Annotated in this window: 17 protein-coding genes and 1 tRNA gene; 10 read left to right on the top strand and 8 right to left on the bottom strand. The window is 64.2% G+C overall.

Annotated features, from left to right (window positions below; genetic code table 11):
- Positions 1–175: 175 nt before the first annotated feature.
- On the top strand, positions 176–874 hold the full coding sequence (locus E8F20_RS07615; protein ID WP_028629494.1) for a pirin family protein: 699 nt from the start codon (positions 176–178) through the stop codon (positions 872–874).
- Between the two features lie 33 nt (positions 875–907).
- On the opposite strand, the gene E8F20_RS07610 is transcribed toward E8F20_RS07615, so the two are convergent.
- Genes E8F20_RS07610 through E8F20_RS07600 form a run of 3 tightly spaced genes read right to left on the bottom strand, consistent with a single transcriptional unit; the run spans position 908 to position 5,658 of the window.
- Entirely contained in the window at positions 908–2,467 is a 1,560-nt protein-coding gene (locus tag E8F20_RS07610) for an FGGY-family carbohydrate kinase (protein ID WP_280283221.1), read from the bottom strand.
- Positions 2,468–2,485: 18 nt separating this feature from the next.
- Positions 2,486–4,060 carry a glycerol-3-phosphate dehydrogenase/oxidase gene (locus tag E8F20_RS07605; RefSeq protein WP_280283220.1) on the bottom strand — a complete coding sequence of 525 codons (1,575 nt, stop codon included), beginning with the start codon at positions 4,058–4,060 and terminating at the stop codon, positions 2,486–2,488.
- Between the two features lie 2 nt (positions 4,061–4,062).
- The gene (locus tag E8F20_RS07600; RefSeq protein WP_280283219.1) at positions 4,063–5,658 is read right to left on the bottom strand and encodes an FAD-binding oxidoreductase; all 1,596 of its coding nucleotides are present in this window, start codon (positions 5,656–5,658) and stop codon (positions 4,063–4,065) included.
- A gap of 126 nt (positions 5,659–5,784) precedes the next feature.
- Here E8F20_RS07600 and E8F20_RS07595 point away from each other — a divergent pair, with 126 nt between their 5' ends.
- Positions 5,785–6,807 carry an AraC family transcriptional regulator gene (locus tag E8F20_RS07595; RefSeq protein WP_280283218.1) on the top strand — a complete coding sequence of 341 codons (1,023 nt, stop codon included), beginning with the start codon at positions 5,785–5,787 and terminating at the stop codon, positions 6,805–6,807.
- A gap of 138 nt (positions 6,808–6,945) precedes the next feature.
- On the opposite strand, the gene glp is transcribed toward E8F20_RS07595, so the two are convergent.
- Together glp and moaB are read right to left on the bottom strand one after the other, a co-directional pair.
- The gene (gene glp, locus E8F20_RS07590) at positions 6,946–8,160 is read right to left on the bottom strand and encodes a gephyrin-like molybdotransferase Glp (protein WP_280283217.1); all 1,215 of its coding nucleotides are present in this window, start codon (positions 8,158–8,160) and stop codon (positions 6,946–6,948) included.
- Positions 8,157–8,696, bottom strand: coding sequence for a molybdenum cofactor biosynthesis protein B (gene moaB / locus E8F20_RS07585; protein ID WP_028629500.1), 540 nt, complete (start codon positions 8,694–8,696; stop codon positions 8,157–8,159). The genes glp and moaB overlap by 4 nt, the downstream gene beginning before the upstream one ends.
- 67 nt (positions 8,697–8,763) lie before the next feature.
- On the opposite strand from moaB, the gene mobA reads away from it, so the two are divergent.
- The 3 genes from mobA (at position 8,764) to E8F20_RS07570 (ending at position 9,902) form a co-directional block, all read left to right on the top strand.
- Positions 8,764–9,351 carry a molybdenum cofactor guanylyltransferase MobA gene (mobA, locus tag E8F20_RS07580; RefSeq protein WP_280283216.1) on the top strand — a complete coding sequence of 196 codons (588 nt, stop codon included), beginning with the start codon at positions 8,764–8,766 and terminating at the stop codon, positions 9,349–9,351.
- 78 nt (positions 9,352–9,429) lie between these two features.
- A complete protein-coding gene (locus E8F20_RS07575; RefSeq protein ID WP_280283215.1) occupies positions 9,430–9,651 on the top strand; it encodes a YgdI/YgdR family lipoprotein in 222 nt (73 codons plus the stop codon).
- Positions 9,652–9,825: 174 nt separating this feature from the next.
- Positions 9,826–9,902, top strand: a tRNA-Pro gene (locus tag E8F20_RS07570).
- A gap of 203 nt (positions 9,903–10,105) precedes the next feature.
- Here the strand turns inward: E8F20_RS07570 and E8F20_RS07565 are convergent.
- Entirely contained in the window at positions 10,106–10,345 is a 240-nt protein-coding gene (locus E8F20_RS07565; RefSeq protein ID WP_028629503.1) for a glutaredoxin family protein, read from the bottom strand.
- Between the two features lie 45 nt (positions 10,346–10,390).
- Positions 10,391–11,542, bottom strand: a complete 1,152-nt coding sequence (locus E8F20_RS07560) for a DUF5610 domain-containing protein (RefSeq protein WP_280283214.1) — start codon at positions 11,540–11,542, stop codon at positions 10,391–10,393.
- 157 nt (positions 11,543–11,699) lie between these two features.
- On the opposite strand from E8F20_RS07560, the gene E8F20_RS07555 reads away from it, so the two are divergent.
- Positions 11,700–13,661, top strand: a complete 1,962-nt coding sequence (locus tag E8F20_RS07555) for a monovalent cation:proton antiporter-2 (CPA2) family protein (RefSeq protein ID WP_280283213.1) — start codon at positions 11,700–11,702, stop codon at positions 13,659–13,661.
- Here the strand turns inward: E8F20_RS07555 and E8F20_RS07550 are convergent, their stop codons facing one another.
- The gene (locus tag E8F20_RS07550; protein ID WP_280283212.1) at positions 13,662–14,219 is read right to left on the bottom strand and encodes a TetR family transcriptional regulator; all 558 of its coding nucleotides are present in this window, start codon (positions 14,217–14,219) and stop codon (positions 13,662–13,664) included.
- 154 nt (positions 14,220–14,373) lie between these two features.
- Between E8F20_RS07550 and E8F20_RS07545 the strand changes: the two genes are divergently transcribed.
- The 4 genes from E8F20_RS07545 to E8F20_RS07530 form a co-directional block, all read left to right on the top strand.
- Positions 14,374–14,967, top strand: a complete 594-nt coding sequence (locus E8F20_RS07545) for a glutathione S-transferase family protein (protein ID WP_280283211.1) — start codon at positions 14,374–14,376, stop codon at positions 14,965–14,967.
- A 17-nt stretch (positions 14,968–14,984) separates the two neighbouring features.
- A complete protein-coding gene (locus tag E8F20_RS07540; protein ID WP_280283210.1) occupies positions 14,985–15,911 on the top strand; it encodes a pyridoxamine 5'-phosphate oxidase family protein in 927 nt (308 codons plus the stop codon).
- Positions 15,912–15,915: 4 nt separating this feature from the next.
- Positions 15,916–16,782 carry an MBL fold metallo-hydrolase gene (locus E8F20_RS07535; RefSeq protein WP_280283209.1) on the top strand — a complete coding sequence of 289 codons (867 nt, stop codon included), beginning with the start codon at positions 15,916–15,918 and terminating at the stop codon, positions 16,780–16,782.
- Between the two features lie 107 nt (positions 16,783–16,889).
- On the top strand, positions 16,890–18,124 hold a 1,235-nt coding region (locus tag E8F20_RS07530; RefSeq protein WP_280283208.1), incomplete at its 3' end, for an OprD family porin.

The raw sequence follows: 18,124 nt of genomic DNA, 5'->3' as shown, positions 1-18,124 counted from the left end.
TAGGACCGCAAGCCGCCATCGAAGGCGTCATCGGCAGGTTACTGGACGGGAAAACAATCCATTTTATAGATAGAACAACCGCATAATTTGCGCTTTTACAGCGTTATATGATGATTGATCATGCCACCCATTCCTCCCGGAGAACCCCCTCCGCGAGCAGACAGGAGACTCGAACATGATCGAAGTACGCCCCTTCGCCGAACTGGGTGGTGCTCACCACGGCTGGCTCAATGCTCGACATCACTTTTCCTTCGCCAGCTACTACGACAGCCAGCGAATGAATTGGGGCCAGCTGCGCGTGTGGAACGACGATGAAATCGCACCCCACTCCGGCTTCCCGCCGCACCCGCACCAGGATATGGAGATCATCACCTACGTTCGCGAAGGTGCCATTACCCATCAGGACAACCTGGGCAACAAAGGTCGTACCGAGGCCGGCGACGTACAGGTGATGAGCGCGGGCACCGGTATCGCCCACAGCGAGTACAACCTGGAAGACGAAACCACCAAGATCTTCCAGATCTGGATCATGCCAACCGAATACGGCGCCGCCCCCTCCTGGGGTGCCCGTCCGTTCCCGAAGGGCGAGCGTGCCGGCAGCTTCGTGACCCTGGCCAGCGGTATCGATGAAGGTGGCGACGCACTGCATATCCGCGCCAATGCCCGGCTTGCAGCCGCCACACTCAAGGCTGGACAGAGCGCCGAGTACCGTTTGGAGAAAGGCCGCCAGGCCTATCTGGTGGCCGCCAAGGGTCGTTACGAGGTGAACGGCGTCGCCGCCGAAGCCCGCGATGGCGTGGCGGTACGCGATGTGGAGGTGCTCAGCTTCACCGCCAGCGAGGACAGCGAAATCGTCCTCGTGGATGTGGCCTGACGCGGGCTCATGCAGGAGCGAGCTTGCTCGCTCCTACGCCGGATAACCGGTGATATCCCGGATCTTCCGGTACAGCGGCCTCAACTGCTTGTACATTCCCTGGTAAACCTCCCGATACAACCGCTCGTAGGTGCGCTGCGCCTGCGGGTCGGGCTGGAAAACCTGCCCCACCCGCGTCATGGCGCGAATCGCCGCAGGGAAGTCCGGATGCAGGCCCAAGCCCACCGCGCAATCGATAGCCGCGCCCAAGCCGGACGTTTCGTAGACATGGGGCCGCTCTGCCGGCAGACCGAATATATCAGCGGTCAGTTGCATGGCCGCATCGCTCTGCGAACCACCCCCGGACACGCGCAGGCGCGTGATCCTCGTACCAGAACGCTGTTCGATCTGTTCCTTGCCCTGGCGCAGGGCATAGGCCAGCCCTTCGAGGATGGCGCGATAGATATGCGCGCGGGTGTGCACATCGCCGAAACCGATGATCGAACCCTTGGCTTCCAGGCCCGGCTCACGGATGCCGGGGGACCAGTAGGGCTGCAACATCAGCCCCATGGAGCCGGGGGGCACGCTGTTGACCAACTCGTCGAACAGCACCTCGGGCTCCACGCCCAGCTCCTTGGCCCGCTGCATCTCGCGCAGGCCGAACTCCTGCTTGAACCAACTGACCATCCAAAAGCCGCGATAAATCATCACTTCAGTGTTGAAGTGATCGGGAATGGCCGCCGGATACGGCGGTATCAGCGGAATGGTTTCCAGGTACTTGCGCCGCGTCGTGTTGATGGTGGCCGTGGTGCCATAGGACAGGCAGGCGACGCTCGGCTCCACCCCGCCGGCACCGATCACCTCGCAGGCCTTGTCGGCCCCCGCGGCAATCAGCGGTAGCCCTTCCGGAATGCCGGTGTGGCGACTGGCATCGGCAGTGATGCTCCCCAGACGCTGTCCCGGCTTGAACAGCTCGGGCAACTGTTCGCGACGCACCGGCATCGACTGCCATTTCCAATCCCGTGGCGCCGCCCACTGCAAGCGCTTGTAGTCGAATGGCAGATAAGCCACCTGGCAGGCCACCGAGTCAACGAAGCGCCCGCACAGCCGGTGACTGAGGAAACCTGAAAGCAGCAAGACCTTGTGGGTCCTTGCCCAGACCTCAGGCTGGTTCTGCGCTACCCAGTTGGCTTCTGCCTGGGCGCGGAAATGGTCCACCGTGCCCTCCAGGCCGATGGCCTTGAACAGCCAGCCCCAGGGCCCCCTGATGCGCCCCTGCACCTCTGCCTGGCGCTGGTCCAGCCAGAGAATGGCCGGGCGCAGCGGCTGACCCTGTTCGTCGACGTTGATGACTGTGCCGCGCTGGGTGGTCAGCGAGACACCACGGATCAGGCTGCGATCGATGTCCACCGATTCCCACAGGAGCCTGCAGGCTTCGCCCAGGCTGCTCCAGTAGTACTCCGGGTCCTGTTCGGCCCAGCCCGGCTGGCTGGAGTAATAGGCCTCGAGGGGCACCTTGCCCTTGCCCACCAGGTTGCCTTCCAGGTCGAACAACAGGGCCCGAATGCTCTGGGTGCCGTTGTCGATTGCCAGCAGATAGCTCTTCTCGCTCACGATGCGTCCTTGTTCTTGTTATTCGGGCAGGCTGTAGCAGCGCCGCCAGAGGGCCAGGTAATCGGCCTCCTCCCGCACCCAGCGAGCATCGTCCCAGCCCAATAGCGACTGGCACAGCGCGCGTATTCGTGGCAGTTCGCCGCGAGCTCCCTCCGGCAGCAGCAGGCCGAGACGGGTCCGGCGCAGCAGCAGATCATCCAGGTGCAGCACCAGCTCTCCCTCAGCCGCCCAGGCCAGCTCGGCCCATAGGGTATCGGTGGCGCCGACGCGTTCATTACCCAGTAGCTCGACCCAACGCACCAGCTCCGCTATGCCGCCTCCATGGCGGCCCACTACGCGCAGACGCTGGGCGGGCGACAGAGCTGGGACTGCAGACGCTACACAGGGCTTGAATACCGGCTCATCGCCCGCCTCCAGGGCGCGGCCGACAAAGCCTGCGCAGGCACGCAGCACCTCCAGCGCCAGCAGGCGGAAGGTGGTCAGCTTGCCACCGGCCAGGGTCACGCAGCCGGGCTCGACCCAGAGGACATGCTCACGCTTCTCATCCGACGGTTTCAGCCGCGCCTCACCATCGCTCACCACCGGCCGCACGCCCGCCCAGGTGGACAGCACATCGCGCCGGCCGATCCCGGATGCGGGGAACTGCAGCGCACACGCCTGCAGCAGATAGTCCACTTCCGTTTCACTGATGCGCGCATCCTGGTCCAGCCCACCCCCATGGTCGAGGTCAGTTGTACCGATCACGGTCGCCCCCTCCCAGGGGAAGACGAACACCGGGCGCCCATCCGCCGGATGCATGAAGCTGATCGCGTGGGCCAGTGGCAAACGCCAGCCGGGAAGCAGCAGATGGCTGCCCCGCAGGGGGCGTATATGCTCCGTACCCTTGGCGGCACGCAGGCGATCCGCCCAGGCACCGGTCGCCTGGGCGACGGCGCGAGTGCGGAACGTGAAGCGTTGACCGCTCTCCAGGTCCTCGGCCTCAAGACCAGTCACCCTGCCCTGCTCCCGCTGCAATGCCACGACACGCACACCATTCAACGCCTCGCCGCCATCCGTGCGGGCCTCGCCCAGTACCCGCATCACCAGCCGGGCATCGTCCGTCACGGCATCGAAGAATCGGGTACCGCCCCGCAGGCCGCCCTCACTCAGGCCTGGCACCAGGTAGCGCAACTGCTGCAGCGGGTAGTAGAGGTGGTTGCGTCGTCCTGCCAGGGCGTCATAGACCGCCAGCAGACCGCCGAACACCTTCGGCCCCGGGAAACCGCCCCGATGGGGCATGACGAAACTCAGCGGCTCCACCAGCCCCGGCGCCTCGGCCAGCAGGCGCTGGCGTTCGCGCACGGAGGCGCGAGTCAGGCCGAACTGCCCCTTGGCGATGTAGCGCAGGCCGCCATGGACCATTTTCGAGGAGCGGCTGGACGTGCCCCAGGCGAAGTCGCGCTGTTCCAGCAACAGGCATTTCCAGCCTCGGCGCGCCGCCTCCCGCAGGATGCCCGCGCCGCAGATACCGCCACCGACCACGATCAAGTCCCAGTCGCGGCTGGCCAGTTCCGGCAACGCAGCCGTGCGCCACTTGGCGTTCCAGACGCCCATGCTCAATCCTCGAGCAGCACACCCGGGGCGAGACGGCCCTCGGGGTCGAAATGTATGGCCAGGGTACGCAGGGCAGCCATGCCCAGCGGGCCCTTCTCTACCGGCAGCCAGGGTGCATGGTCGCGACCCACGCCATGCTGGTGGCTGATGGTGCCGCGATTCTGCGCAATCACATCACTGGCGGCGTGCTTCAGCTTGCTCCAGCGTGCCAGCGCTTCGGCGTAGCTGCCCCCGGGACGGTAGACGTAGGTGGTGTAGATGCTCGAACCCTCGCCGTACACGTGGGACAGGTGAGTGAACACGTGCACCCGCTCCCCCTCGTCCTTCAAACCGTTGCGCAAGCTGCTCTCGATGTTGCCGAGCAGGCTATCGACATTGACCCAATCGGTCGCGGTTTCCAGCGTGTCCACCACATAGCCGGCGCTCCAGAGGGCGTGACGCAAGTAGGGGAAGCGGAAGCGGTTGTGCTCCCACTTCTTGCCCAACAAGGTGCCGGTAAACACGCCACCGAAGTCCTTCAGCAGACGCTTGGCCTGCTTCAGCGACGCGGCGTTCTGCGCGCGATTGCCGGTCACGCCGAAGGTCAGCATGCACTTGCCCGCCCCGGCGCCGCGCAGGGCCAGGTACTTCTCCAGCAGGGCAATCTGCCCCGGATGGCCGGCCAGGGCCAGTTGCGTCTCGGTTTCGATGGCATTGGACAGGCGCAGCATGGACAGCGGCACCCGCGCCTGGGCCAGGCTGCGAATCCCCTTGAGCGCCTGCCTCCAGCTGGGCAGGAAGACCGCGTAGAAGGATTCCCGCTCGGCCAATCGGGTCACCCGCACGCGAACTTCGGAAATCACCCCAAAGCGCCCTTCCGAGCCAAGCACCAGCTCGCGCAGGTCCGGCCCCGCGGCCGACGCCGGGAAGGTCGGCAGCTCCATGGGGCCGGCAAAGGTTTCCAGGGTGCCGCCGGCAAAGAGCTGCTCGATACGCCCATAGCGCAGGGACTGCTGGCCACTGGAGCGACTGGCAACCCAGCCACCAAGGGTGGACAGCTCCCACGATTGCGGGAAATGGCCGAGGGTATAGCCACGGGCACGAAGCTGGCTTTCCACCTGCGGGCCACTGGCACCCGGCCCGAAGGTGGCGATCTGGCTTTCCTCGTCCAGCTCCAGCAGGCGGCTCATGCGCTCCAGGGAAAGCGTCAGCACCGGCCGAGCACTGGCCTGGGGATTGATGTGGCCGGCTACCGAAGTGCCACCGCCATAAGGAATAACCACCAAGTCGCGCTCGACGGCCAGGGCCAGCAACTGGCGGATCTGCTCCGGAGTCTCCGGAAAGGCCACGCCATCGGGAAACTGACCGAAGTCGCCTTCGCGCATGGCCAGCCAGTCCGGCAGGCTCTGGCCACGGGCGTGACGGACGCGCGTTTCGGCATCCAGGCTGATCAGCGGGTGGGCGTCCAGACGGGAGTTCGGCACGCGGGCCAGTACCTGATCCAGACTGGCATCAGGCAGGGGCTGGCCTTCACCGATGCGCTCGGCCAGGAAAGCCGCTCCATTGGCGGGCAGTTCCACCACCGTCGCCTCATCGCCCCAGCCGTTCCAGCGTCGCATGCCATTCTCCTTGTTCGGGTTGTTTCGGAGGATTTCGATGGCTGCCTATACTAGCCAGCCGCCCACAGGCGTCACTGTCGAATCGGGACAGTGGCCATCGCCAATCAGGACATAACAAGAAAACGCATGCACGCCCTCGGCTATACCTCGGTTCCCGCCCTTCTCAAGTACCTGCGCCACGCGGAACAGCTTGGCCTGGATCAGGCTTCCACGCTCGCCGCGGCGGGCATTCGTCCGGAGGACCTCGCGGACAACGGCCGGCGCCTGCCCAGTGAAATCCACGAGCGGCTGCTGGGCTACCTGATTCGCGAGTCCGGCGACGCCCTCTTCGGCCTGCATTCGGCGCGATACGTGCAGCCCGGCTCCTGGAGCGTGCTGGGCTACATCACCATGAACTGCGCCACCCTGGGCGAAGCCATGAGCCGCATTGCGCCCTACGAGAAGCTGGTGGGGGACATGGGCGTGAGCCGCATGGAGGCCGAAGGCGAACTGGTGCGGATGATCTGGACCTGCCGCCACCAGGACCCGGCGATCCGTCGCCACATGGTGGAAAACGTACTCGCCTCCTGGCTGCTTTACGCCCGCTGGATCGCCGACATGCAGCGCTCACCGATGGAGGTCTGGTTCGAGCACGTCCAGCCGGAGGCGACTCGAATCGAAGACTACGAAGAGGTCTTCGGCTGCCCGGTACGCTTCGAGCAACCCTGCAACGCCCTGCTAGTCCCCTTCGAGTATCTGGCAGTGCCATTGCGCCAGGCGGATGCCAACCTGCTGCGCACCCTGGAAGAGCACGCCCTGGCACTGATGGCCGGGCTGGATAACGACGAGCCGCTGCCACAACGGGTGAAGAACGCCTTGCGTCTACTGCTCAAGGACGGTCTGCCACGCAAGGAACGCGTGGCGGAGAAGTTCCACATGACGGTGCGCACCCTGCAGCGCCACCTGCAACAAGCCGGCACCAGCTACCAACAGATACTCGATGAACTGCGCCGCGACCTGGCCGAGCACTACCTGCTGCGCAGCGACCTGCCGATCCAGGACATCGCCTGCTACCTGGGCTTCACTGAATCGCGCTCCTTCCACCGCAGCTTCAAAGCCTGGACGGGGCAGACGCCGGGGGAGTACCGCGAGGCCAAGCGTCAAGGCTGAAGGGCAGACCATCAGCCTGCTTGGCGAAAGAATTGGCTATGTCTGCGTTAGCTGTTGCGAGGGATTTACCAACGGGACAACAGCTCCTACGGACCATGCTGCGGCCTGCAACACGCAACCCGTACCAAGGCCCGGTTGTCAGGCCTGCAACTCGCTCAGCGGAATGAACCGCAAGGTATCGCCCTCGGCCAAGGTGGTGCCTTCCAGCACCTCCACCAGCCCCTCAGCCCAGGCTGCGCTGCGCAGCACGCCGGAACTCTGGTTCGGGTAGATCACCGCGCGGCCGTTCTCCAGCCGAGCACGCAGATACTCGCGACGGTTGCCGGGCTTCTTCCAGGTAAAACCGGCCGGCACAACGAAGCCCAGCGGCTCAACTTCTTCCACGCCAAGGCGACGCAACAGATAGGGCCGCGCCAACAGGCCGAAGGTCACCAGGGAGGAAGCCGGATTGCCTGGCAGGCCAATCACCGGCACACCGCGGAAGTGCCCGAAGGTCAGCGGCTTACCCGGTTTGATCGCCAGCTTCCACAACGAAAGCTCGCCCTCTTCACGCAGCACCGCGCCGAGGAAATCCGCCTCGCCCACGGAAACGCCGCCGGTGGAGAGAATCAGGTCCACTTGGCCCAGGTCCGCCAGCGCCTTTCGGGTGAGCTGAAGGTCGTCGGCCAGGATGCCTGCATCCACCACCGCGCATCCCAGGCGCTTCAGCCAGGCAATCAGCAGGCTGCGGTTGCTGTTGTAGATCTGCCCTGGCCCCAGGGGCTGGCCGGGCGGTACCAGTTCGTCACCCGTGGATATCACGGCAACGACGGGACGACGACGCACCACCAACTCGGCGGCACCCAGGGAAGCACACAGGCCCATCTCGATCGGCCCCAGACGGGTACCGGCGGGCAGCACGGTTTCGCCTGTGCGGGTTTCCTGGCCACGGGGGCGGACGTTCTGTCCCGCTTTCAGCGGCTCAAGGAAACGCACCCGGCCATCGGCCAGGACTTCGGCGTTCTCTTGCATCTCCACCAAGTCCGCACCCACAGGCAACGGCGCACCGGTGAAGATTCGCGCGCAAGTACCCGGCTGCAGCGGTCCGGGCGCACTGCCCGCGAGAATTCGCTGACTCACCACCAGCGGCTCCCCCTGCCAGTCGGCCAGGCGCAAGGCATAACCGTCCATGGCGCTGTTGTCCCACGGCGGCAGGTCGAGGCCAGCCACGAGTGGAAAAGCCAGCACCCGGCCATCGGCCTCGGCCAGTGCAACGGTTTCACGCGCGTCGATCGGCGCAGCCGCTGCCAGGTCGAGCAGGCGCGCCAGGGCGTCCTCGACAGGCATCAGGCCGGGATGATCGCAACCGCTCATCCGCGGCTCTCGCAGGCGTTGGCCTGGGTCAGGTGCGGTACGAAATTGCAGGGGCGATGGCGGTTGTCCAGCTGTTCGGCAAGGATGCCGTCCCAGGCAGTGCGGCAGGCATTGGTGGAACCCGGCAGGCAGCACACAAGGGTGCCGTTGGCCAGGCCAGCCAGCGCGCGGGACTGCATGGTGGAGGTGCCGATATCCGCCACGGAAATCTGTCGAAAATACTCGCCGAAGCCGTCCACCTGCTTGTCCAGCAGGCAGGCCACCGCCTCGGGGGTGCTGTCGCGGCCGGTAAAACCGGTACCGCCAGTGATCAACACCACCTGCACAGCGTCGTCGGCGATCCAGGTGGCAACCTGGGCGCGGATCTTGTACAGATCATCTTTCAGCAACACCCGCGCGGCCAGGTTATGACCCGCGACGGTGAGGCGATCGACGAAGAGCTGGCCGGAGGTATCGGTCTCCAGGCTGCGGGTATCACTGACAGTAAGAACGGCAATATTGAGCGGCACGAACACCGCCTCGGCCTTGTGACTCATGGCAGACTTCCAGTTGTAGGAGTGAATGCCCGGTGTTATATCACAGCGCCGCCAGAGAGACCGCGCCATGTCCGACAAGCCATTACTACCCTTCTCCGTACTGCTGCTTTCCGGCGGCCGCGGGCAGCGCCTGGGTGGTCGCGACAAGGGGTTGGTCGAATGGCAGGGCCGCCCCCTGATCGCCTGGTTGCACGCGCGGGTGCGCCCCCTCACGGACGACCTCATCATCTCGTGCAACCGCAACGCCGAGCACTATGCCACCTGGGCCGACCAACTGGTGCAGGACGACAGCCCCGACTACCAGGGACCACTGGCCGGCATCCGCGCGGGCCTTGCGGCAGCCCGTCACGAGCATGTGCTGATCCTGCCCTGCGATGCCCCACGGGTAGATGACGCGCTGATCGCCAGCCTTCTCGAAGCTGCCTGCGAGCGCCCCGTGATGGTCCGCCAAGGTGCATTCTGGGAGCCGCTATTCTGCGTCCTGCCCCGCGCCGTGTTGCCGGTGCTGGAAGCCGGCTGGCAGGCCGGAGAGCGCAGCCCGCAGCGCATCCTTCGCCAGTTGGCCCCCGTCGAGGTGGTTTGCCCGGAGGGCGATCCACGATTGGCGAACCTGAACACCCCCGACCTGCTCGATGGTTTGGATCTGAAGGACTGAGTCAGATTCCTGGAACTTTGCCGGGAAGTTCTTCGTCAGAAGCTGCGTACAACCAGCGTAACCATCAAGGAGATGACGATGAACCAGCGGATAGCCCCCGCTTTCCTGCTCGCAATGGGCCTTTTCACTCTGGCCGGCTGCTCCTCGCCGACCGTGATCACCCTTAATGACGGGCGCGAGATCCAGGCCGTGGACAAACCCGACTACGACGAAGATTCGGGCTTTTACGAGTTCGAACAACTGGATGGCAAACGCGCCAAGGTGAACAAGGATCAGGTCCGCACCATCAAGGAACTCTGATTCGCCCGGCCCGCTTCCGCCTTCATCGCGAAGCGGGCCTTCCCCTCCCCCCCGGCGACCCCGCGCCGTTCTTAGCCTTTCACTCGCCAGCCACTTCCCAGTGCGGAAATTTAAAAAATTTTCTGCTAACCCCTTGTAGGCCAAAAGTTTTTCTGTAGAATGCGCGCCACACAACGGAGCGTAGCGCAGCTTGGTAGCGCGTCTCGTTCGGGACGAGAAGGTCGCTGGTTCGAATCCAGTCGCTCCGACCAAATCCCGAAAAACCCGCCTTAAAGGCGGGTTTTTTATTGCCTGCGATTTCTCCCTCTCAGCGGATACAAGAAAGCCCCGGAGCATCATGTGCTGCCGAGGCTATTGCTTTCCGATCGCCGAGGCCCGTCTCTGGTCTGCGGGGCCGTGAACGTCCAACCAAAATGGCCCATCCCTGCATGCCGCCCGGAGCGTGTAGAAGCGTTCAGCTGGACAGGAAGGACGCCACGGACGTCGCATCGAAAGGCCAGCCCAGCTCATGCCCGGTATCACAGCGGCGCAGGACTGGGATGCGCAGCCCGTAGGACTCGACCCACTCTTCGCGGTCGGCAATGTCCACCAGCTCCACCATCAGTCCGCGTTCGACGAAGGGCATGAGCACACCTTCCGCCACCTCGCACAGGTGGCAACCGAGGGTGCCGAAAAGTTGGCATTCAGGAAGCATTACGACGCGCCTCGAAGTTCAGCGAGGCGCGAATTCTAGCACGCGTCAGGCGTCGGTGGATTGGCCCTGAGCCTTGTCCAGCAAGGGCTGTAGGCCGTCCAGCAGGCGGCTGTTGAAGGCTTCGGCCTTGGCGAGCTGATTTGGGTCGAAACGTTCGTCGAGGGCGAAACCGCCCTTGAGCAGTTGTTCCAGGGTGTCGCGGCCATTTTTCGCAAGCTCACCGGCACTGCGCAGGGCATCCAGCAGGCTATTGGCGTAGTCCTTGAGGTTGCCATTGACCGCGCTGGCCGCCTGGCCGCCCTGCTGGGCGACGGCGCCATAGGCGTCGGTCGCCTGCATGACCTTGGTCTGGGTGAGGCGCATCGACATGGAGGCCAGTTGCTCGCCGTCCATGTCCAGGGCCATGGCGCGGTCGAAGGCGCCGGCCACGTCGCCGGAGTAGAACTTGCTGGAGATGTCCTGAACCTGGCTGAGCAGGTCACTCAGGGCAGCTTTTTCCTCGTCATCCAGTTCCCCGTCGACTTCGATCTGCCAGGCTCCGATCTGCAGACTGGACGATTGGCTGCTGGCGGCCACCAGAGCGTTCTTGCCATCGCTCGCCGCCACCACACTGCTGCGCGACCAACCGGCCGACGCCTGGGCGATAGAGATACGCAGCCTGTCGCCGTCGCGGGTCTTCACTTCCAGGTCGAAGGTTTCAGCCTTTGCAGCAAAACGCTCGCTGTAGCCGGCAACCGCCACGGTCCCGCCACCCTGAGTGGCCTGTGCGGGCTGGGTGTAGGTCTTCTGCAGCTTGTCCAGGCCGTCCTGGATACGGTCAAAGGTGTCGTCGATATCCTCAGCCACCTTGCCGCCGAGCACACCCAGCCCATCAAGAATCTTCCGCGCGTCATCGAATCCCTTCTGTATCCCGGCGCGAGCCTGATCGAGCAGACCCTGCAGCTTGGCCGGGTCTGCCCCTTCAGCCTTTTCTTTGCCCAGACGCTGGTCGATGAAACCGAGCACACGGTCCGCGACCTTCTCCGGGGTGTAGTTGGAGGCCTTGTCGTTGAGGGCTCCCGGTTCAAGCCCCAGGCGCTCGCCAAGACGGCTGGCCAGGGCCTCTTGCGCATCCACCTGCTTGCGCGCCAAGGCGGAGGTCAGGCCGGGGAAGGCGGAGCGTTGGGCGGAAGAAGCGAGAGAAGCCAGGGCATTCATGACGGGGCATCCGGAGTCAGCGGTGTCCCTCTGTGGCGGCCGAACCCTGCAAAACTTGAATCGAAGGCGACGGCCGGTACGCCCCGGGCATCGCCCCGCCCCCCATCACCAGGGGCTATAACTGAAAGCGTCCCCATAGGCTCCGGAGACCACACTCTTGCCCGGCAACCTGCTGATCATCCTGGCGACCTCGCTACTGGTCATTGCGTTATTCCACCGCCTGCGGCTCCCGCCGGTTCTGGGCTACCTCTGCGTGGGCCTGCTGCTGGGCCCCTCAGCTTTCGCCTGGGTCGACTATGACCACAACCTGCCTCAGTTGGCGGAGATGGGGGTGGTGTTCCTGCTGTTCACACTGGGACTGGAGTTCTCGCTGCCGAAGATGATCGCCCTGCGCCAGGTGGTTTTCGGTTTCGGCAGCCTGCAGGTTCTGGCCTGCGGCCTGCCACTGACAGGCCTGCTGCTATGGATCGGGATGGATATAGGCGTGGCCTGCCTGATAGGTGCCGGCCTCGCGCTCTCGTCGACGGCGATCGTCGGCAAAGAGCTGGGCAGCCTGGGTGAAGTGTTTTCCCCTCATGGGCAGAACGCCATCGGCGTTCTGATTTTCCAGGACCTCGTTGCGGTGCTCCTGCTTACGCTGGTACCCGCCCTCACCGGTGACCGGCAGGACGCCTGGTATTGGGCGGTAGCCACCACCCTTGGCAAGACGTTGCTGCTGTTCGTTGGCCTGCTGGCGGTCAGTCGCTGGCTGCTGCCCCGGCTGTTTCGCGAGGTGGCCCAGGCTCACTCGGCAGAACTGTTCGTCATGCTGGCGCTGGTCATCGTGCTGCTGACGGCCTGGATCACCCACCTGCTGGGGCTGTCCATGGCGCTAGGCGCCTTCCTGGCGGGGATGCTCCTGGGCGAGAGCCACTACCGCCATCAGGTGGAAGCCGATATCCGCCCCTTTCGCGACATCCTCCTCGGATTGTTCTTCGTCAGCGTGGGGATGCTCATCGACCTGAACCAGTTCGCCGAGCATGGCGGGTTGATTGCCGGCATTGCGCTCACCCTGCTGCTGGTAAAGGGCAGCGTCATCGCCCTGCTGGCAAGGCTGCGGGGAAATGGTCTCGAAACCTCTTGGCGCACCGGCGTGGCACTGGCACAGGGCGGCGAGTTCTGCTTCGCCCTGGTAACCCAGGCGCAGCATGGCCGCCTCCTGGACGGGCAGCAGGCCAGCCTGTTGCTCAGCGCAATCTTCTGTTCCATGGTTCTGACCCCTCCGCTCTTGCGCTCCGCCCCAAGGCTGGCGGCGTACCTGCAACGACGCGCGAGGTGCGCCGACCAGTTGGAAGTGATCGCGGCGCACAGCACAACGCTGAATAACCATGCGGTGATCTGCGGCTATGGCCGTGTTGGCCAATCCATCGCGCGCATTCTGGAGCAACAGGCAATTCCCTTTGTCGCACTGGACGACGATCCGGTCCGGATTGAAGAAGCCGCTGCCGGCGAGCGCAACGTGCACTTCGGCGACTCCCGCCGGGCGGATCTACTGGAAGCTGTGGGCACCCTGCGAGCGCGACTGCTGGTGGTCGCGGTGAACGATGCCGACATCGCCTTGAAGGTGGTTCAAAGCGCACGCCAGCTGCACTCTACTTTGCCGATACTGGTACGTACCCGCGACGACAGCCACTTGGCCAGGCTCCAGGCGGCCGGAGCCACCGAGGTCGTACCGGAGGTAATGGAGTCCAGCCTGATGCTGGCCTCCCATGCGCTGGTGCTGCTGGGCCTGCCCCGCAACCGGGTGGAAGCTCATATGGAGGCGGTGCGACGCAACCGCTATCGCTTGCTCCACGGTTATTACCCAGGCGGCCAGGCCAATCTGGTGGATGCCCATGGACAGCCGCGACGGCTGCTGCACGCTGTGAACCTGAACGAAGGCGCTTATGCGTGCGGCCGTACCCTGGGCGATCTGCGTCTCGAGCGACTGGGTCTCGAAGTGCAGGGCATACGTCGCCTTGGCGCGCCCTTGCAGTCGGCCGACGAGACACTGCTGCAGGACGGTGATGCGGTGCTGATCTGCGGTGGCCTGCAGGCCATAGAAGCCGGTGAAGCCCTGTTGCTTACAGGCAGCGACTGATCAAAGACCAGCCGCCTCGAGCAGCACATTGGCAGCCTCCTTGGCCTCCAGCGCCTGATCGCCCGGCCCCTGGATGTGGGCCATGCTGATCGCCCCTTCCATCAAGTACTGCAACTGACGCGCAAGGCGATCAGGCTGGGCGGCCTCCAGGCGTATCAGGGCATCGCGGAAGTAATTTTGCGTGGCGATCTTGTAGGACGCGGCGAGGCGATGCACCGGGTGCTCGCGATCATGGAATTCGGCAGCGGCGTTGATAAAGGCACAGCCGCAGAATTCCTCCTGCCTGAGCCACTCGGCCAGTCCGTCGAACACCCGCAGGATGGCTTCCCGCGGTGGCAGATGCTCGAACGCCCAGGCCAGACGCTCGGCCGCAGGCGCGAAGCGAGACTCCAAGGCGGCGATGATCAGCTCGTCCTTGGACTTGAAGTGGTTGTAGAGGGTCATCTTTGCCACGCCGGACTCAGCCAGGATGCGGTCGATTCCGGTGGCATGGAAGCCCTCGCGATAGAAGAGCGCGAGGGCGGTGTTGACCAGTTGATCGCGTTTGCTCGATGCCATTGCAGCCTCCTGAACCGACGCATTATGCGCATCCGCCCTGGCCGGCTCAAACCACACAGGGCACGGTATCGCAGGGCAATGCGAAACTCACGCTTGAAATATACAGACCTGTCTGTCTATTCTTCAATCCACAACTCAACGCGAAGGACTCGTCATGCAACTCCACGACTTCTACCTTTCCGGCAACTGCTACAAGGTCCGCCTGTTCCTCGGCCTGATTGGTCAGCCGGCCGAACTGCTGACGGTGGACCTGCCCAAGGGCGCGCAGAAGTGTGCCGAGTTCCTCGCGCTCAACCCACGCGGCCAGGTTCCTGTACTGGTAGACGACGGCCAGCCGCTGGTCGATTCGCAAGCCATCCTGGTCTATCTGGCAAGACGCTACGCGGATACGCACTGGTACCCGCTGGACGCCGTTATCCAGTCTCAGATTGCCAGTTGGCTGAGCCTGACAGCCAACGAGATCCATAACGGCGCAGCAAGAGCGCGAATCGCGCTGAAGTTCGGTCGTCCGGTGGATCTGGAGGACGCCCAGGCCCGTGGCCGCCAGACACTGGAACTGGTAAACGCGCATCTGGCCGAACGTGAATGGCTGGTCGGCGAACAACCCACCATCGCGGACGTCGCGGTCTACCCGTACCTGGCCATGGCCGACGAGGGTGGTCTGGATCTGGCGCCCTACCCGCACCTGCACACTTGGTTCGCGCGCATCCGTGCCCTGCCCGGCTATGTCGAGCTGCCCCACTTCTAAGCGATCTGGAGGTCACCATGAACAGTCCTTTCCACCCCGGCGAACAAGCGATTCAGAGCCGTATTGGCGTGCGCGAGCAGGTGGAATCGATGGGCAGCCGGATGATCCGCGACCATATGCCGGAGCAACATCGAGAGTTCTTCGCCCAGTTACCCTGGATGCTGGTCGGCAGTCTGGACAGCGACGGCCAACCCCAGGCCTCGGTGCTCTGGGGCAAGCCGGGCTTTGCTCATTCGCCAGAGCCCAGCCTGCTGCGGATCAACGCCCGCCCGGAAGCCGACGACCCTTTGACCGCCAATCTGCACGGCGCGGTACGCCTGGGCCTGCTTGGCCTGGAACTGCCGACACGACGGCGCAATCGCCTGAACGGCCCGCTGGTAGACAGCGACCGAGAAGGTTTCACCGTCGCCGCGCAACAGTCATTCGGCAATTGCCCAAAGTACATCCAGGCTCGCGATTGGCACTGGGAAGCGCGCCCGGCAGGCCCCCTGGAACAAGGCAACGGTCTGGATCAGCGCTGGCTGGGGCTAGTGGAACGCAGCGATACCCTGTTCATTGCCAGCCAGCACCTGGACCCGCAGACCGGTGGCGTCGACATCTCCCACCGTGGCGGCACGCCGGGCTTCGCTCGATTGGGTGAAGATGGACGCCTCTGGCTGCCGGACTACAGCGGCAACCAGATGTTCAATACCCTCGGCAACCTGCTGCTGGAGCCTCGATGCGGCCTGCTCTGGGTCGACTTCAACAGCGGTGACCTGCTGCATCTGGAAGCCCGTGCGGAAATCCTCTGGCCGGACCAGACCGGCTCGGGCGAGCTGCCAGACCTGCCCGGCGCGGAGCGCTTGGTAGCCCTGACCCCAGGCCGCTGGCGCCTGCGTCGAAGCCGCCTGCCGCTGAGCTTCGACTCGCCACGCCCCTCCCCTTTCCTGCCCCAAGGACACTGAATCCATGCACCCGCGTTCGTACGTCCTGTTGCTCCTGCTCAGCACGTTCAGCTTCTTCGCCCAGGCAGAGGGCCTGCGCTTCGCCCTGGTGAAGACCTCTGAAACCGAAACCCTGGACGCCTTTACCGTGGCCGATGGAAAGTGGACCGAGAAGGTGAAGGCCAACCACGTGGCACTGCTGATCCAGCACCATGCCGCCACCCTGTTGTTCGATACCGGCCTCGGGCGCCAGGTGGACAGCCAGTTCAGCCACGAGATGCCCTGGTGGGACAAGCCATTGATGCAATACGGCAGCGTAACGCCGGCCCGCGACCAGCTCGACCGTGACGGCATCCGCATCGATCGAATCGTCCTGAGCCACGCTCACTGGGATCACGCCTCGGCCCTGGCGGACTTCCCCGAAGTTCCAGTCTGGGCACCTTATGAAGAGATCGAGTTCACCGAAATCGCGACGCCGCCGGCGATACTGCCGAGCCAGTTCGCCCACGGCGTCAAATGGCACCCCTTCACTTTCCTGCCCATTCCGTTCATGGGTTTCGAAGAGAGTCTTGACCTGTTCGGCGACCGCAGTCTGGTGCTGGTGCCGCTGAGCGGCCATTCACCCGGTTCGGTGGGCCTGTTCCTGACCCTGCACGACGGACGACGATTCTTTTTCACCGGCGATGCCAGCTGGCGCCTGGAAGGCTTCACCGGGCCGAAGGAGAAGTTCTGGGTCAGCCGCAGAATGGTCGACAACGACCGCAAAGCCACCCGTGCCCAGCTACAGAAAGTTCACGATCTACTCCAGCGCGAACCCGGGCTCACTGTGGTTCCGGCCCACGATGCCAAGGTGCAGGACGCGATCGGCTACTACCCAAAGTGGGTCCAGTGAGCTGCCGACCATCGTCTAACAGACAGAAAATGTAACGAAATGCTCTAGTCACCTCGTTGTAACAGGACGACCCGACCGACCTGCAATCCAACGAGGAGACAATAACAATGAGTAAGACCTCGCTTGCGCGAGCTGTGGCCTTGGCCACGATTGGCGCCACTATCACCCTGCCGGGCATTGCCCAGGCCGAGTTCATCAAGGACAGCAAGGCCAGCCTGGAACTGCGCAACTTCTACTTCAACCGCGACTTCCGCCAGGAAAACGCCCCCCAGGCCAAGGCCGAGGAATGGGCCCAGGGCTTCCTCCTGCGCTACGAATCCGGCTACACCGAGGGCACCGTCGGCGTGGGCGTCGATGCCCTCGGCCTGCTCGGCGTCAAGCTCGACTCCAGCCCCGACCGCGCCGGCACCGGCCTGCTCAAGCGCGACCGTGAAACCGGCCGCGCCCAGGACGAATACGGTGAACTCGGCCTGACCGCCAAACTGCGCGTTTCCAAGAGCGTGCTCAAGGTCGGCACCCTGCTGCCCAAGCTGCCGGTCGTCCAGTACAACGACTCGCGCCTGCTGCCGCAGACCTTCCAGGGCGGCCACCTGAACGCCATGGAGCTCGACGGCCTCACCTTCGATGCCGGCCAGCTCAAGCAGGTCAACCAGCGTGACTCCTCCGATTACGAGGACATGACCATCACCAGCGGGGCGGCCCGCGCCATCAGCTTCCGCAGAGGCACCACCAGCGACGAGTTCAACTTCGCCGGCGCCAACTACAAGTGGACCGACAGCCTCACCACCGGCTACCACTATGGCGAACTGGACCAGTTCTACAAACAGCACTTCTTCAGCGCCGTCCACCTGCTGCCGCTGGGCGACAAGCAGTCGCTGAAGAGCGACCTGCGCTACGCCCGCTCCACCGACGAAGGCTCCAGCAACGTCGACAACAAGGCCTTCGGCGCCATGTTCACCTACGCCCTTGGCGGCCACGCCTTTGGCCTCGGCTACCAGAGCATGAGTGGCGACACCGGCTTCGCCTACATCAACGGCACCGATCCCTTCCTGGTCAACTACGTGCAGATCGGCGACTTCGCCAACAAGGACGAGACATCCTGGCAGGCCCGTTACGACTTCAACTTCGCCAGCCTCGGCATTCCCGGCCTGACCTTCATGACCCGCTACCTGTCCGGTGACAACATCGACCTGGGTGCCGGTCGCGAAGACGGCAAGGAGTGGGAACGCAACATGGACATCGCCTACGTCTTCCAGGACGGCCCGCTGAAGAACTTCGGCGTCAAATGGCGCAATGCAACGGTGCGCTCCACCAACTTCGGTAGCGATATCGACGAGAACCG

The sequence above is a fragment of the Pseudomonas sp. BN415 genome (genome assembly GCF_029871195.1).
Lineage (GTDB): Bacteria > Pseudomonadota > Gammaproteobacteria > Pseudomonadales > Pseudomonadaceae > Metapseudomonas > Metapseudomonas resinovorans.
Note: the sequence above shows the minus strand (reverse complement) of the source record. Positions and strands in the feature narration are given on the sequence as shown.

What these genes read in the sequence shown, in the direction of transcription:
- E8F20_RS07615 (WP_028629494.1), top strand. Translation starts at nt 176, where the DNA reads ATGATCGAAGTACGCCCCTTCGCCGAACTGGGTGGTGCTCACCACGGC.
- E8F20_RS07605 (WP_280283220.1), bottom strand. Translation starts at nt 4,060, where the DNA reads ATGGGCGTCTGGAACGCCAAGTGGCGCACGGCTGCGTTGCCGGAACTG.
- E8F20_RS07600 (WP_280283219.1), bottom strand. Translation starts at nt 5,658, where the DNA reads ATGCGACGCTGGAACGGCTGGGGCGATGAGGCGACGGTGGTGGAACTG.
- E8F20_RS07595 (WP_280283218.1), top strand. Translation starts at nt 5,785, where the DNA reads ATGCACGCCCTCGGCTATACCTCGGTTCCCGCCCTTCTCAAGTACCTG.
- glp (WP_280283217.1), bottom strand. Translation starts at nt 8,160, where the DNA reads ATGAGCGGTTGCGATCATCCCGGCCTGATGCCTGTCGAGGACGCCCTG.
- moaB (WP_028629500.1), bottom strand. Translation starts at nt 8,696, where the DNA reads ATGAGTCACAAGGCCGAGGCGGTGTTCGTGCCGCTCAATATTGCCGTT.
- mobA (WP_280283216.1), top strand. Translation starts at nt 8,764, where the DNA reads ATGTCCGACAAGCCATTACTACCCTTCTCCGTACTGCTGCTTTCCGGC.
- E8F20_RS07575 (WP_280283215.1), top strand. Translation starts at nt 9,430, where the DNA reads ATGAACCAGCGGATAGCCCCCGCTTTCCTGCTCGCAATGGGCCTTTTC.
- E8F20_RS07565 (WP_028629503.1), bottom strand. Translation starts at nt 10,345, where the DNA reads ATGCTTCCTGAATGCCAACTTTTCGGCACCCTCGGTTGCCACCTGTGC.
- E8F20_RS07560 (WP_280283214.1), bottom strand. Translation starts at nt 11,542, where the DNA reads ATGAATGCCCTGGCTTCTCTCGCTTCTTCCGCCCAACGCTCCGCCTTC.
- E8F20_RS07550 (WP_280283212.1), bottom strand. Translation starts at nt 14,219, where the DNA reads ATGGCATCGAGCAAACGCGATCAACTGGTCAACACCGCCCTCGCGCTC.
- E8F20_RS07545 (WP_280283211.1), top strand. Translation starts at nt 14,374, where the DNA reads ATGCAACTCCACGACTTCTACCTTTCCGGCAACTGCTACAAGGTCCGC.
- E8F20_RS07540 (WP_280283210.1), top strand. Translation starts at nt 14,985, where the DNA reads ATGAACAGTCCTTTCCACCCCGGCGAACAAGCGATTCAGAGCCGTATT.
- E8F20_RS07535 (WP_280283209.1), top strand. Translation starts at nt 15,916, where the DNA reads ATGCACCCGCGTTCGTACGTCCTGTTGCTCCTGCTCAGCACGTTCAGC.